The organism is Teredinibacter franksiae (genome assembly GCF_014218805.1).
GTDB classification, from domain to species: Bacteria; Pseudomonadota; Gammaproteobacteria; order Pseudomonadales; family Cellvibrionaceae; genus Teredinibacter; species Teredinibacter franksiae.
On the sequence record NZ_JACJUV010000001.1, the window covers coordinates 1,841,126 to 1,856,337 of the forward strand.

Annotated in this window: 12 protein-coding genes; 3 read left to right on the forward strand and 9 right to left on the reverse strand. The window is 49.9% G+C overall.

Going from position 1 to position 15,212, the window contains the following annotated elements:
• Positions 1 to 77: 77 nt before the first annotated feature.
• Positions 78 to 434, reverse strand: coding sequence for a nucleotide pyrophosphohydrolase (locus H5336_RS07535; protein ID WP_185232929.1), 357 nt, complete (start codon positions 432 to 434; stop codon positions 78 to 80).
• A 129-nt stretch (positions 435 to 563) separates the two neighbouring features.
• Here H5336_RS07535 and H5336_RS07540 point away from each other — a divergent pair, with 129 nt between their 5' ends.
• Positions 564 to 4,370 carry a hybrid sensor histidine kinase/response regulator gene (locus tag H5336_RS07540; protein ID WP_185232931.1) on the forward strand — a complete coding sequence of 1,269 codons (3,807 nt, stop codon included), beginning with the start codon at positions 564 to 566 and terminating at the stop codon, positions 4,368 to 4,370.
• 181 nt (positions 4,371 to 4,551) lie between these two features.
• Here the strand turns inward: H5336_RS07540 and pfkA are convergent, their stop codons facing one another.
• The 8 genes from pfkA to H5336_RS07580 form a co-directional block, all read right to left on the reverse strand.
• Positions 4,552 to 5,514, reverse strand: a complete 963-nt coding sequence (gene pfkA / locus H5336_RS07545) for a 6-phosphofructokinase (RefSeq protein WP_185232933.1) — start codon at positions 5,512 to 5,514, stop codon at positions 4,552 to 4,554.
• 159 nt (positions 5,515 to 5,673) lie between these two features.
• Positions 5,674 to 8,025, reverse strand: a complete 2,352-nt coding sequence (locus H5336_RS07550; RefSeq protein ID WP_185232935.1) for a putative bifunctional diguanylate cyclase/phosphodiesterase — start codon at positions 8,023 to 8,025, stop codon at positions 5,674 to 5,676.
• Positions 8,026 to 8,036: 11 nt separating this feature from the next.
• Positions 8,037 to 9,098, reverse strand: coding sequence for a TRAP transporter substrate-binding protein DctP (gene dctP / locus H5336_RS07555; protein ID WP_185232937.1), 1,062 nt, complete (start codon positions 9,096 to 9,098; stop codon positions 8,037 to 8,039).
• Between the two features lie 129 nt (positions 9,099 to 9,227).
• Positions 9,228 to 9,746 (reverse strand): hypothetical protein, encoded by a 519-nt coding sequence (locus tag H5336_RS07560; RefSeq protein WP_185232939.1) that lies wholly within the window; start codon positions 9,744 to 9,746, stop codon positions 9,228 to 9,230.
• A gap of 2 nt (positions 9,747 to 9,748) precedes the next feature.
• On the reverse strand, positions 9,749 to 11,092 hold the full coding sequence (locus H5336_RS07565) for a Ni/Fe hydrogenase subunit alpha (protein WP_185232941.1): 1,344 nt from the start codon (positions 11,090 to 11,092) through the stop codon (positions 9,749 to 9,751).
• Positions 11,089 to 11,889: an NADH-quinone oxidoreductase subunit B family protein gene (locus H5336_RS07570; RefSeq protein WP_185232943.1), complete on the reverse strand. Its 801-nt coding sequence runs from the start codon at positions 11,887 to 11,889 to the stop codon at positions 11,089 to 11,091. The genes H5336_RS07565 and H5336_RS07570 overlap by 4 nt, the downstream gene beginning before the upstream one ends.
• A gap of 2 nt (positions 11,890 to 11,891) precedes the next feature.
• Entirely contained in the window at positions 11,892 to 12,776 is an 885-nt protein-coding gene (locus tag H5336_RS07575; RefSeq protein WP_221628005.1) for an FAD/NAD(P)-binding protein, read from the reverse strand.
• Positions 12,764 to 13,885: a 4Fe-4S dicluster domain-containing protein gene (locus H5336_RS07580; protein ID WP_185232945.1), complete on the reverse strand. Its 1,122-nt coding sequence runs from the start codon at positions 13,883 to 13,885 to the stop codon at positions 12,764 to 12,766. Before H5336_RS07580 ends, H5336_RS07575 begins: the two co-directional genes overlap by 13 nt.
• 535 nt (positions 13,886 to 14,420) lie before the next feature.
• On the opposite strand from H5336_RS07580, the gene H5336_RS07585 reads away from it, so the two are divergent.
• Together H5336_RS07585 and H5336_RS07590 are read left to right on the forward strand one after the other, a co-directional pair.
• Positions 14,421 to 14,693 carry a HypC/HybG/HupF family hydrogenase formation chaperone gene (locus H5336_RS07585; protein WP_185232947.1) on the forward strand — a complete coding sequence of 91 codons (273 nt, stop codon included), beginning with the start codon at positions 14,421 to 14,423 and terminating at the stop codon, positions 14,691 to 14,693.
• Positions 14,686 to 15,201 carry a hydrogenase maturation nickel metallochaperone HypA/HybF gene (locus tag H5336_RS07590; protein ID WP_185232949.1) on the forward strand — a complete coding sequence of 172 codons (516 nt, stop codon included), beginning with the start codon at positions 14,686 to 14,688 and terminating at the stop codon, positions 15,199 to 15,201. The genes H5336_RS07585 and H5336_RS07590 overlap by 8 nt, the downstream gene beginning before the upstream one ends.
• Positions 15,202 to 15,212 lie beyond the last annotated feature (11 nt).

The following is a 15,212-nucleotide window of genomic DNA, read 5'->3' on the forward strand; positions in this document are numbered from 1 at the left end:
GGTCTCCGAACTGCCGGCCAGTGGTGCAATTCAGCAACAGCGCAAACCGAGCAAGAAAGACCATGCGAAGGGCACCGCTAATATTGATTATACTTTTTTGCGCTGCCGCGCACCTGCTCCGCAGGGTATCGAGCTTCGTTAACGTGAGCTTTATTTGTTGCCGCGTGCATTAGGTCAATATTTAACTGATCGGCCATGCGTACCAAGTACAACAATACATCAGCCATTTCACTGGCAACAGCTTCCCGTGTATTCTCCTGCAATTCAAATGATGCGTCTTCCGACAACCACTGGAATATTTCCATTAGTTCGGAAGCTTCTACCGACAGCGCCATAGCCAGATTTTTAGGCGAATGAAACTTTTCCCAATCTCTCACCTTGGCAAAACCACGCAAATACTGCTGTACATCTGCCAGTGTTTCGAAATCTTTCATGTAGAGCCCTCCCTGAATGCGATATAGACTACCAGTTAATCATTCTAACGCGTTGTTTTCAGCAATTTTGAACCTAACTGCTAGAATTAACAGGTTATAAAAACGAAAAAAACCAAACAACTATTACCCATGCGCCAGTCGAAATTGATTGTTAAAGCCTGTAAGCATTTAGCCTTTAGTGTCTGTGTGCTGCTTGCCTATGCTCACCCGAACTTACATGCTCAGCAGGTAGAACAACCCACGAACCTATCATTCCGGCATATTCAGCAAAGCAAGCTTGAAGCCATTGGGTACATTAATGCAATGACTCAAGATGCCACAGGCTTTATGTGGTTTGGTGGCTCTAATGGTCTCGCTCGCTATGACGGCACGCAGTTAAAGATATACCGTACCGATGAACGGGACACAAACTCACTCTCCCACAACAATGTTTACGCACTGCTCATCGACAGCCAGGGCAACCTTTGGGCCGGGACCCGTGATGGCCTGAACCTCTATCGACCTAATACTGACAGCTTTACGGTTTTTCGTCAGCCCCATTCAAACAGTAGCGAATCCCCCAATGACGATATTCGCAGTTTACTTGAAGACACCAAAGGGCATATCTGGCTCGGTACCCGAAAAGGACTGTACTCCTTTAACCCACAGGAAAAAACCTACAACGCCTACCAGTTGTCCACTGTTGTTGACTCATCCATGGGTGACAACATCGTCTGGACCATTACCCAAGACCAAGAAGGTATCCTATGGGTGGGTACCCGTGACTACGGTATCAGCCGCTTTAACCTGCTGACTAAGCTGTTTCATACCTACCACCTCAGTAACCCACAAGAACCAGACAAAAAATTCGACGATATTCGCCGACTATTTGTCGACAGCCGCAACCGCGTATGGGCCGCCACCTATGGCGGTGGCATATTTATTTTCGACCGCACCTCAGACAGCTTTCGGCCATTCGATCACGCCGTTCATCAGGAAGACAAAAGTCCGATTGTATGGGATTTTCTGGAAGATAAAGAAGGTAACATTTGGATAGCTGACGGCCGCGGCCTAACCCTGGTAAACGAAAGCAAAAACCATCGCTCACGCTTCAGTCACGCCAACAACGACCCCAGCTCACCGGGTAATTTCGTACCCACACGGTTGTATCAGGATCTAGCCGGGGATATTTGGGTGGGCTACTTTCCCTCCGGTATCGACTTGGTGGACCATCAGGCCGCGGTGTTCAATAATTTCACCCATCAGCCCAGCAACCCTCAAAGTGTCAGCGATGGCGGCGTGCTATCGTCGTGGGAGGACAAAGCCGGAAACCTGTGGGTTGGCGCCGGTTACGGCCTTAATTATGTTGATCACACCAATGGCGACATTTCCCACACCCTCTACCAGCCAGACAACCCCGAAGGCCTCAGCGGCAATACCGTACTATCGATACTTGAGGACAAGCAGGAAACGCTATGGCTCGGCGTTTGGTCCGGCGGATTAAACCGCCGGGATAAAGGCAGCGAAACCTTTCGCCACTACCACCCGGAACCACAAAATCACTGGTCGCTGCTAGGGAAAGAGCCCTGGGCGCTGATGGTGGACCACCAAGAAAGGCTGTGGATAGGCACCGAAGCGGGGGTCAACCGTTACAACCCCGAGGAAGACAATTTCATCCGCTACCTGCCACGTCAGGATCAGATGGATGGCGACTCAGCTCTCTACACGCGTGCCCTACTGCAAGACTCCAGCGAACGAATATGGGTGGGTACAATACGAGGGCTTTACAAACTAAACCCCAATACTCACCAGTTTATTCGCTACCGTAACACCTCCGACGATCCGCAATCCCTCAGTAACGATTACGTCATCTCGCTGTACGAAGATTCACAAAAACGTATTTGGGCCGGCACCCACGGAGGAGGGTTAAATTTATTTAACCCCGAAACGGGCCGATTTAAGACGTACACAGTTAATCAGGGGCTGGCGGATAACGTCGTCACCAGTATTATCGAAGACGACGATGGAATGCTGTGGCTCAGCACACAACTGGGCCTCAGCCGATTTGACCCACAAAGGGAAAAGTTTCGTAACTACAACACCGGTCACGGCCTTTCAGGCAACCTATTCAACAATAACACCGCCCTCAAAACCCGCGATGGCAAACTGTTTTTCGGCAACAGCCGAGGGTTTGTACTGTTCGACCCAAAACAATTACAAGCCAATCAATATCAACCACCTGTGGTCTTCACCGGCCTGCGTATATTCAATCGTCCGGTCTCCCACCTCACAGCGGATTCACTGCTGGAAAAACCCATTGAACGTACCGACTCAATTGAAATTAGCAAGAGTCAATCAATGGTTACGGTGGAATTCGCCGCACTTAACTTCCGCTCGCCAGAACTCAACAGCTACGCCTACTGGCTAGAAGACTTCGACCGCGACTGGCTTTATGTGGGCAACAACCGCCAGGCAACTTACACCAACCTCGACAGCGGCAATTACACCCTGCACGTGAAAGCCGCTAACAATGACGGCATCTGGAGCGAGCAGAAAACCAGCCTACACATACACGTAAGCCCTCCCTTGTGGCAAACCTGGTGGGCTTATGTGGCCTACTGCCTTAGCGCATTGATCGCATGCTACGCAATGCTAGCGACGCTGTTCAACAGGGAAGCCATGTCAAAACAGAAGGTCTTAAATGACCGCCTACAGGAAGTTGACCGGCTCAAGGACCAATTTCTGGCAAACACCTCTCACAAGTTGCGCACCCCGCTAAGCAGCATGACCGGGCTGGCAGAATCACTGTTGCGCTCGCCCGCGAAAAACCTAGACGACGACACCCGCAAGCACCTTGTGGCTATTACCAAAAGCGGCAAGCAATTGTCGCGGCTCGTCAATGAAGTGATTGATTACTCACAGCTCGCTGACAACAAGCTCAAGCTGAACTTCCAGTCGGTTGACATTTACATCCTCACCGACCTGGTTTTCTCTTTAATCACGCCGTTACTGGCGGGCAAGCCACTGCGTTTAATCAATGCGCTATCACCCAATATGCCGCGTGTACTAGCCGATGAGGAGCGCTTGCAACAGATCCTGATTAACCTGCTAAGTAACGCTATTAAGTACACAGACGAAGGCTTCATAACTGTAAGCGGAGAACTTCAGGCCGCGCATATCAATATAGCCGTGGAAGACAGTGGTATCGGCATCGCAGAAGACCGTATCGAGACCATTTTTTACCCGTTTCAACACACCAACACCGACCCGGACACGCGTGTTGCCGGCACCAGCCTGGGCTTAACTGTTTGCAGAAAACTTGTGGAGCTTCATGGCGGCACCATCAAAGTGCGTTCGGCATTAGGCTCCGGCTCGGAGTTTATTTTCGACCTGCCACTAGCCGACAAAAATACCATCCAAAAACTTAGCGGAATTCACCCGGAGAACGAACGCCCCAGCCACAAGCTGGAGCAGTCTATTTCGGCACGTACGATATTCCAAAGAACCCCGCAAGGGCTGCCAGGAAGCGAAAATTACTCCAAACTCACGCCGCCCGAAGCCGCTGCCGAATACACCATTTTGATCGTTGACGACGATACCGCCAGTCGCATGGTACTCAACGCCATGCTCAGCGCATGGAAGTATCAGGTGAGGGAAGCCGTATCCGGTGAAGAAGCACTGCAAATAATGAATAGCGACAGCAGCATCGACCTCGTTATTCTTGACGTCATTATGCCAGGCATGAATGGCTACAAAACCTGCGAAAAAATTCGAGAATTCGCGCCACTTAATCAGCTACCCATATTGTTTTTATCGGCGAGTAACCGCGATAGAGAGGTTCTTACCGGCTATTCCGCAGGCGGTAACGACTACCTTTCAAAACCTGTTTCCAGTGTTGAACTAATGTCTAAGGTGAGCTTACATTTAAAGCTGAGTCATAGAGTTAGAGCAAAGTAGACTGGCTATCGCCGGGGAGCGGTCTGCGGAAACACGCGCAGCACTCATTGATACAACGCTGCGCTGTTGAAGCAATGGCTGCGCAACCTGCACGAAAACATTCTATGCATGAGGCGCAGCCTAGAAAAGAGCTTAAAACGCGAGTAGAGCGATACCTACACCCACCCTACTCAGCAGGCCCTTAGGCCAGCCTATGGCACAGATCCAACAAACATTCCTTGAAGGGTCTGTTCATATTTTCAAGCGCATCGATGATATCGTGGTGCACCAGCTCATTAGCTTGCATACCCACACAACGACCACCTTGCCCCTCACGTAACAACTCAACCGCATAGGCACCCAAACGGCTTGCGAGCACGCGGTCAAAGGCTGTTGGCGCACCACCACGCTGAACATGGCCAAGGATAGTCGCCCGTGTTTCCAAGCCGGTTTCAGTTTCAATACGCTTGGCCAATGCGTTCACGTCGGTCACATGCTCAGTTATACAGATAATACCGTGATTCTTACCTTCAGATACATGTACTTTTATATCACCGATAAACGCCTCTTCGTCAAAAGGCTTCTCTGGCACAATCGCAAATTCAGCGCCGCAGCCTAAGGCGGAAAAGATTGTAAGGTCGCCACAGTAGCGGCCCATAATTTCAACCACCGAAATGCGCTTGTGGGAGCTGGAGGTATCACGCAAACGGTCAACGGCTTCAAGTACCGTATTCAGTGCGGTGAAGTAACCTATAGTGTAATCAGTTCCGGCTACATCATTATCGATGGTGCCAGGGATACCAATACACGGGTAGCCCATTTCAGTGAGCTTTTTAGCCCCCATGTAGGAGCCATCACCACCAATCACCACCAAAGCTTCAATACCGTGCTTTTTTAGGTTTTCGATGGCGTCTTTGCGCACGGCTTCGTCTTTAAACTCTGGGAAACGGGCCGACCCCAAAAAAGTACCGCCGCGGTTTATCGTGTCCGCAACTGAGCGTCGGTCCAATTGTCTGATTTCGTCGTGATACAGGCCGTAGTAACCGTTGTAGATACCGTAAACTTCCAAACCGTAATGTAACCCGTTACGTACCACCGCGCGGACAGCCGCATTCATACCAGGGGCATCACCGCCACTGGTTAAAACGCCAATTCTTTGTACCATTGTAAGTTCCTGTTAGCTTACCTATTTATCGCGCAAACACTCGCTGCGCATACCTATGCCTTAGATTAAATTTTTATCGTTATATGGAGAAAAACGCCCCAACTCAGTGCAGGCGATTAAACCGCCCGCCAAAGAGGAGCAGAATCCGGCGCAATTCTATCAGGAACCGCCGGTTAATGCGGGTGAAATGCCCACTCTGCCGTGAAAAGGGCCACTGTCAGAATCCGATAAGGCCTTCTCAATACGCATATTAAATAAGCCTACCCAGCGTTCGAAATCAGCGGCTGGCAGGGGCCGCGAGTGGAAAAACCCCTGGCTACACTCACAGCCCTGCCCGAGTAAAAACTGTAATTGTGCGTAATTTTCAATACCTTCGGCCACCACCTTAATGTTCATAGCGCGAGCCATGGAGAAGATAGCATTCACAATAACCACGTCATCGTCGTCATTGGGAAGGTCATTAATAAACGAACGATCAATTTTAATGACATCTATGGGTAACTGCTTGAGATAGCTCAATGAAGAAAAGCCTGTGCCAAAATCATCCATGGCAATGGTGACCCCTAAGCGCTTGAGCTGATTCAACGTATCAACAGACTGGTCAATATTCTCAATCACCGCGCTTTCGGTCACCTCAAGCTCTAATTGAGCGGGATTAACGCCGAATTCAACGATAGTATCCGCCAGACGACCAACGAAGTCATCGTGACGCAACTGGCGCGGAGAAAGGTTTACCGCAATCGTCAACGCCCCTAGCGACGTTTTTTTCCAGCGCGCTAACTGCTGGCAGGCCGCACGAATCACCCAATGACCAATATCCACAATCAGGTCACTCTGCTCGGCTATCGGAATAAAATCCTTCGGGTTGAGAATACTGTACCCAGGACGAAACCACCGCAACAGCGCCTCCGCGCCCTGCACACGACTACTGGCTATATCACGGCCACCCACATTGCCATTTGGCGGGCTGGTAACGTAGTGAACCTTGGGCTGAAAATAAATCATCAACTCATTTTTCGGCAACGCCTGACGCAGCGCTTCGTCGGTTTCCCGGTTGCTGCGGCGAGTGTTCTCGAGTTCGCTGGAGAAAAAAACCAGCTGGTCACCGCCGTCCTGCTTGGCCTGATACATGGCGGTGTCCGCACGCTGAATCAATTGCTCGGCATTGTCTGCATCCCTCGGGTAGAGAGCAATCCCGATACTGGCGCCACACGACAATTTGTGGCCATCCAGTTTTATCGTTTCGGCGGCAACCGCTATGAGGTCGCGTGCGAGTATACTCAAACTGGCTTCGTCACAAATATCGGTGGCAATGGTCGTAAACTCATCACCGCCAAGGCGAAAAATAAAGTCGGTATTCCGCACTCGCTTTCTCAACCGACCGGCTACATTCTCCAAGTACTTATCGCCCATGGCATGACCGTGATGGTCATTTATCCACTTAAAATTATCGAGGTCGATAAACAACAAGCCCATGGACCGGTCCTGACGACGCGCAACCTGAATTTCATGCTCAAGGGTTTTAATAAAATGCGGACGGTTCGGCAGTGAAGTAAGAGAATCGAAATACGCCATACGCTGTAACTGGTTTTCCGATTCTTTCTGCATGCTGATATTGGTAATGATACCCACATGGCAAACCAGCTTGCCGCCATGCCAGACCTCGTTGAAATTCAACTTGGCGGGAAACGACAACTTACCCTTACGGCGCACCACCACTTCGCCAGACCACTGTGGCCCACTGCGCAACTGCTGCCACACGGTTTTATCAACACTGCGTTCCATTAGCTTAATCATCGGGCGTCGGCCCATAAGCTCGTCTTTACGGTAGCCCGTCATCTCCTCGTAAGCCGCGTTCATATCGATAACATTAAAGTCACTATGGGTAAGAATCACGCCCTCGGATAACGCATTAAGGGACTGCCGGGCCACCTGCAACGACTGTATCGGCAATAGCAACGATTGCCGCAGCGACCAGTAAAGTAGTCCGATAACCAGCATGCTAACCACCGCCACCTGCAGTAACTCCAGCAACAAACCGCTGTTAATCGCCGACTCAATGCTATCGATGCTGTAGGTAACCTCCACGGCACCAATTGTCATACTACCCGACTTAATCGGCTGACGAATACGGTAATGACGCAGATCGGCCAAGCGAGAATCGAGCTTGTCATCAATACTGACCAATTGTCCGTCGGGCTGCTTGTAACGCCCAAGATAAAGATGCCCAAAATTGCCATAAACACTGATAGCGATCACTAACTCCGAGGCCATTTCCGCATCGAGAATGGCCTGGGCAACTTCCGAGGAATAGTGGCCATCGGCTAGCTTTTGATGAATATTCCAAATAGAAGGCGAGACCGATTCGGCAACACGCAAGGCCGCCTCATCAGCGCGACCGTCTAGCTCCATCTTGAGCTGGGTAGAGACCATGTAATAGCGCAGCCCGATGAATGCGCTCATCACCAAAGCGGTGATGGTGGTGAGAAGAAAGAATAATTTTATCGACAACCGGAACTGCATTAGTAAGGCCCGAACCACTGATAGTATTGATTAAAATCCTCCTTGAACCGTTGCTTCTCCCTGATTAACCGGTCACTGATTTCGCTGCGCTCCCGGTAGGACAAAAGCACCTTGTTGTAGTGAATACGCCAACGCTTCAAATCCTCTTCGGACCACCGGGCAAAAGCTATGCCCTGTTGTTGAAGCTTGGTGAGCGCATCAAAATCCGCAACTTTTGACTTAAAAGTGGTGGTAAGCGCAAACGAGCGCATACCCACTTCCAAAATTTCCCGTAGATCCTTCGGTAACTGCTCGTAGGCCTGCTGATTAATTAAAAAATCAGACAACACTGAAGGCTGCCAAACAGCAGGTGTCAGCGCGTAAGACACCAAAGAGTCGATGCCCAGCGATAAGGCTCCCGACGGAGTGGTCCACTCTACCGCGTCTAGGTCTTTGGACTCCAGTGCCAATTTTATTTCTTCGGGTACCAGCGGAATGGTATACGCCCCCGACGCTGAGGCTAACACTTCGCTCGGTAGCCCAGGTCCAATGCGTACTTTCTTCCCGCGCAGGTCGTCGAGCCCACGAATCGGCTCACGCGACAACAGCCCAAGCTCCATACCGGCCCACCATGCAGGGCGCCACATTACCCCCTGCGGAAGCGATAATTCATTGGCAATGTCCGTGCCTGCACCCACATAGAAAAACATCATAGACGCATCCAGGTTCATAAAACCGAACGGCCCGGAATCAAGCACCGACCAAGCGTCGTGCTGGCCGCTCCACCAATTGGGCCAACCATTACCCATCTGAATTCGTCCCTCGCTTACCGCACGAAAGATATCCGGACCATCGGTAAGTTCGCCACCGGGGTGCGGTGTAATCTCCAACCGACCGCCACTCATCAACAATACCGACTGGCAGAAGCTCTCCAGCTCCTGATAGTCGATACTGGTTTTAACCGCTTGTGACTGTAGAGACCAACTGTAAATGACGGGGCTTTCACGGCCACACCCGGTAAGGCCACTCAACAAGAGAAAGGTTGCTGTCAGCAGCCAGGCAAAAAACGAAGTTTGCAACACGACCATTCCTTTTGGGCGAGCCCAAAATATTCAAAGCTGTGCTGAAGTATAGTAAGGAAAATACAGGCTGCTTGAAGGTCACCGCTATTAATTAATTCTAGCTGCTGCGTGGCCTGGCAAGCACGGCCTTCACGCCGAGAGCGAATGCCTACTAAAAGGTAATGCACTACAGCGATTGACCACCGCTTGCCATAGCGCAGCGACTAATTTTTTTTGCAGCTCAGCGGAAAAGGGCTGATCTTCGAGAGGCAGCGCGTTTAACCCAAACACCCAACAGTCGTCGGGTAATACACCCAGACAGCGACTAAGGTTGATAGCGTCATTCAACCCTGAGGAGTGGCTAGACAAGGCGCCACTAGTGGGCTGTAAATCATTGGCATGTAGCTGTAGCAGTTCGCCGTAAAGGTGCTCGGACGAGCGCATAGCATCAACGAACAGCACGCTTCGATAGCCTCCAATACTGGCAACCGCCGCGGTGGGGTGGAGAAATTTCTTGATCTGTAAGCCGTCTTCTAGCTGAAGAACAGCGGGTATTTGACCCAGTTGCGGGTGGCGGCTTGCGATACCTCTGGCTAGAAAATCCGCCACCTCCCAGCCCAAAAAATCTGCGCCATAGGACGACCCAATTCCCGCTACCAGTATCGACATATTTATTTCCGGTGTACCGTTAAATTCAGGAAATGAGTAGAACAGGAAATACAGGGATCGTAATTACGAATAATTTTTTCACACAACATCCGTAGGTCATCGTCACTGTTGTCCAACCCAAACTCTAGCACCGCATTTTTCAGGTTAGATTCAATGCTCGCTTGGTTCTGACTCGTGGGCGGAATCATGCAGGCCGTCTCCACCTTGCCATTACCATCGATTTTGAACTGATGGAAGATCAGTCCACGCGGCGCCTCGGTACAGTGGCGAGCAATACCTGCTCGGGGTGTTACTTCCACATAGGGCTGGCGCGGGCGCTGATAGTCTTTCAATAAACGCAATGCTTCAAGAATACTGTAGTAGCTCTCAAGTGCCCGCGCACGTACATTATCAAACATATTCATGCTCGGGAATTTCAAACCCACATCGGCACACAGGTTTTTAACCTCCTGAGGAAGCTGCTCGAAATTGAGATTAACCCTCGCCAAAGGCCCTACCAAATAACCTTCACCATCCAAAGTAGAGTAAAACGCCGTTGAATGCTTTACCTGATGTTCGCGAAAACGCTGTGGGTATTCATCAAAGTCCACCTCTTGGTGCATGGAGGACACCACCCGCCCTTCGTTCATGCCATACTCATGGTCGTGATGCACCGCCACACAGTTAAAGGCCTGTATATCAACAGGCAACGATAAGCCCGCCGTCCACTCCACCACACCGCGGGCATCATCGAGTGCGTCTTCAAGCCGGTCAACCAGGTCGCTCACCTCTCGCTTTTCCGGGGCACGATAAAAACCGCCTACCCGCAATCCAATCGGGTGGACGGAGCGTCCCCCCAGTAACGTCAACAAATCATTACCCAAGCCCTGCAGTTTCATGCCTCGTTTTACTGTATCCGGATGATCCTGGGCCATGGCAATCGCGTTGTCGTATCCCAGAAAATCCGGCGTTGCCAGCAAGTGAATATGCAATGCATGGCTTTGCAACCACTCGCCACACTGCACAATTCTACGCATATCATGCACCCACGGACCGGGGTCTACACCAAACAAACGCTCTATAGCGCGTATAGAAGTCATCTGGTACGCGATGGGGCAAATACCGCAAATACGCGCGGCCATAATGGGCACCTGCGTATACTCCTGACCTTCCAAAAACTGTTCGAAAAGCCGCGGCGGTTCGTAGATTTTTAAGCGCAGCTTTTCTACCTCACCATTTTTTGCGGTAAATTCGAGCGCACCCTCACCTTCAACGCGAACCATAACAGGCACATTTATGTCGATATCCCGTTCGGGACTATATTCGACGCTAGCACTGGAACTGGAATTTAAATCAGACTCTTTCATAATTTAACCCCTTCCCCATCGGCCCAGAAAACATTGGCCTTAGAAAATTCCGGTGTTGCATTGTGGAACGATAAAAATTTTTGTTTCACTCTATTTGGCGTAAACCCTAGGCCAATAAAGCGTTTACCCAACTGCTCGACATTAGCGTTTTCGGCGGGGCCATAACAGGCATAGCAGGCGGCGCCATAAGAAGGGCAGAGCGCACCGCACCCGGCGCGGGTTACAGGCCCCATACAGGGCTCACCTTTGGTTACCAATATACAAACTGTATTGCGTCGCTTACATTCCTGGCATACTTTTTCGTTTAAATCTAATGGTGCAACGCCGAACAACAACTGGCGCACAGCCGCCAGCATTTGCTTAACGTCCACCGGGCAACCCCAGAGCTCAAAGTCCACTTTCACATGCTTTTTAACCGCAGCGGAAGTGGAAAGCGAACTAATATATTCTGGCTTGGCATACACAGAGCGCATCCACAGATCACTGTCGGCGTTATTTTTTAATGCCTGAATACCACCAGACGTCGCACAGGCCCCTACAGTAATAACAAACGTACTGTGTTCACGAATACTTTCTAATCGTTCAACGTCATGGGGGGTGGTAATAGAGCCCTCAATAAAACTAATATCCACCTCTTCGTCTGGCCCAAGGGGGCCGGCTTCAGCAAAATGAATAATATCCACCAGTTGTGTGAGTTTTATTAAATCTTCACCCATATTAATAAACGCCAACTGACAGCCCGAGCAGGAGGTAAATTTATGTACACTTACACGTGGTTTTTTTATTACTATCGTCATCGCTAAAATCCCCTACGTTCAAGCACATCTTTAATGCGTTTATAGGTAAACACCGGGCCGTCCTTGCACACAAAAGCTTCGTCCATTTGGCAGTGTCCACAATGACCAAGCGCACACTGCATATTGCGTTCAAGGCTTAAATAAATATCGGTTTCTTTAACGCCTACCTCCAGCAATAGACGCGACGTACTGGTCATCATTGGATGCGGGCCACAGCACATAATGGTGCAGTGGTTAATGTCAAATTTGGCTTCGCGAAAAAGTGCCGCCGCGCGTCCTTTTCGCCAGTTAGGGTCGGCTTGCTTTTCTTTATCCGACGCCAACAATACTTGCACTGCACGGATGCCTCGCCACTGTTCATATTGTGCTTCCCACAGCATGTCATCACGGTGTAAAACCGTTTGCATAATTACAATACGACCATAATCATCACGATGGGCAATAGCTTCACGAATGGCCGAAATAACCGGTGCAGAACCTAAACCGCCGGTCACGAATACCAGATCCCGACTTTTAGACTGCACCATTGGCCAGCCTTGGCCATAGGGCCCACGAACACCAACGCGAGCCCCTACACATAAATTCGCCATGGCATTCGTCACCCGCCCCACTGCCTGAATGGTATGTAAAAAACAATCACCATCGCTACCCATAATAGAGATCGCCACCTCTCCAATACCAAACAAATACACCATGTTGAACTGCCCAGCGTTGTAGCTGAAAGCCGCGCGATCACGGCTTTTGTCAAAGCGCAGCTTCCACGTAAAAATACCCGGAGTTTCCTCAATGCGTTCAACAATCGTGGCCGACATCGGCACATAAGCGTTGCTCATTTTTTGCTGTGCAGTGCATGCAACCGGGGTCGATTCCATTTCTACTGTTCCCATAGGTCAAACTCCCCACTAATAGCATTGGCCTCTGCCGGAAAATCGATGCCAACCGGACACCAGGCAATACAGCGGCCACAGCCTACGCAGCCAGATCGACCATACTGATTTATCCAACTGCCCAATTTGTGCAGCATCCATTGCCGGTAACGCAACTCGCTACTATCACGCAAAGCATGACCGTGCATTACACTGTGGTCAGCGTTAAAACAACTGCTCCATTCACGATAATGCGTAGACTTTGTACCATCCAAATCAGCGGTCTCGGTTTCTCTGTGACAAAAGCAGGTGGGGCAAACCGAAGTACAATTACCACAAGACAAACAGCGATCAGCTATGTCGTACCAACGCCGGCTATCTAATTGCGAGAATAAATTGGCATGCATATTTTCATCTATTAAATACCGTTTTTGCTTTTCTGCTGCTTTTTGAGACTGTTGCTCGGCAAGCTCAATTAAATCCGAACCCGCTTTCATAATCGGTAGCTTCTCTAAAATGGCCGTGCCCGCGTCTGAACCAGATCGAATGAGAAAACCCGACTCCAGCTCATCTAGCAATAAGTCGTAACCGTCATCTAGCGCCGGGCCGTCCCCTGTCGACGCACAAAAACACGTGTCGTTTGACGTACTGCAATTAACCGCGACAGTAAACAAACTGTTGCGCTCCGCCTGGTAGTACGGGTCGACATAATCACTTTGTAAAAAATGTTGATCCTGTATTTTCATTGCGGCGATATCGCAGGGGCGCACACCGATAACCGCCGTTTTAACTGGCTCCGGCAAGGTGTCCTTAAACACCAAACCATCTACCGTAGCCACGGCCACCTGTTCGACTGTCCACAGGGCTTGACGGGCTTTATATAAAAGGGGCTTAAGTGCACTAGGGCCATTTGCCCAGGAAAAATATCGACCGGAAGTGGATTCCGACAAACGATAAGTACCGGGCCGCTGAACAGACATCACCCCAAGAGGCAATTCAGATATATCTTCAAGATGATCGTAAACAATTGCGCCATCGCGAACCATGGGGCCAACAACATCGTATCCATGTACTTTTAGGGCAGTGAGTAAGCTGGGCAGATGCTCCACCGCAAGAAAATGAACAGCCATAACGAGATTCCTTTTGCCAAAGGCTGCTAGCACTCCTGTATAGATCATTTATTAGGTTGAGTGTTAACGCGCCTCAGTGATTGGCATACGCAACCCAATATTCCGACTGGGTATCACGTTAGACTAAAATCGAATAACTAGATTTGTTGCGCATTGTGGTGTTTCTCACCGCGCGTATCCCCTAGGTTGCGGAGATAATAAGGAAGGATTTTTCGGTGAAAATCACCTATAACTATTGTTGTACTCAGAAGGAGACTGGCCAACTAAGCACGCCGTTGACACACCGAAAAACGATTCTTAAACGTCAACTCGTACAGCAAAAGCGAACTAAGTGTTCGCTTATAACGATCGCAACCAAATTTTGTCATCAAAAAACAGGGTACAAGCGCGAAATAGGGAAAATCGCATTACAAGACAATTTTCCTTTTCTAAAAGTAGACGAAATGACCGCAGCCAAATATGCGTTATATCAAACAACTTCACCTTTGCGCAGCATAAACTGCAGAGTGTTTCCGTATTTCTATAAGGTGTAGTGATGTGCCTCGCTGTTCCAATGCAAATCAAAACCCTAAACGATAAGCTGGCAAGATGCGAAGCCTGCGGTGTCTCTCGGGACGTTTCCCTTCAGCTGATCGAAGACCAAGCCATTGCTGTTGGTGATTTTGTACTGGTACATCTGGGTTATGCCATTCAGAAGGTGCCTGCGCCCGACGCCCGTACCTGCTGGGAAAGTTACGATGCCATGCAGCAAGCCAGCGACATGAAAATTTGTCACAACAACTCCGATGACGGCAACCAACATGCATGAATTCAGCCTGTGTCAAAACCTGTTGCGCGAAGCTCATAGAATAGCTCGCAGCGAATATACAGAACAAAACCCCCACACACCGGCTACCAACGACAACCTAGTGATTACAGCCTTGTCCGTGCGCATGGGTTTATTTTCCGGGGTAGACAAACACTTGATGCAACGCGCCTTTGAAGTTGCTCTACATGACTTTCATTGTTACTGGCCAACACTGAAAGCCGACAAATACAGACCCTACCACAATGTGTTTTTTGCGCCTCGTGTAGAGCTACACATTGAAGAAGTTCCCGCTTCTGTATATTGCCACGATTGCGATACAAAATTTAACGTAGATCACCATCAATTTCGTAAAAATTACCTATCTTGTGCGCACAACGAAGCACATAAAACTCAAATGCTTTCCGGCGACGAGTTATTACTGGTTAACCTCGCCATGCATCCACAACCCGGCGACCCCGCGAGTATTTTATTCGGCCGCCCCCCCGTGGAGGGCAGCCCCCGTGTGTGAAACCTGCGGCT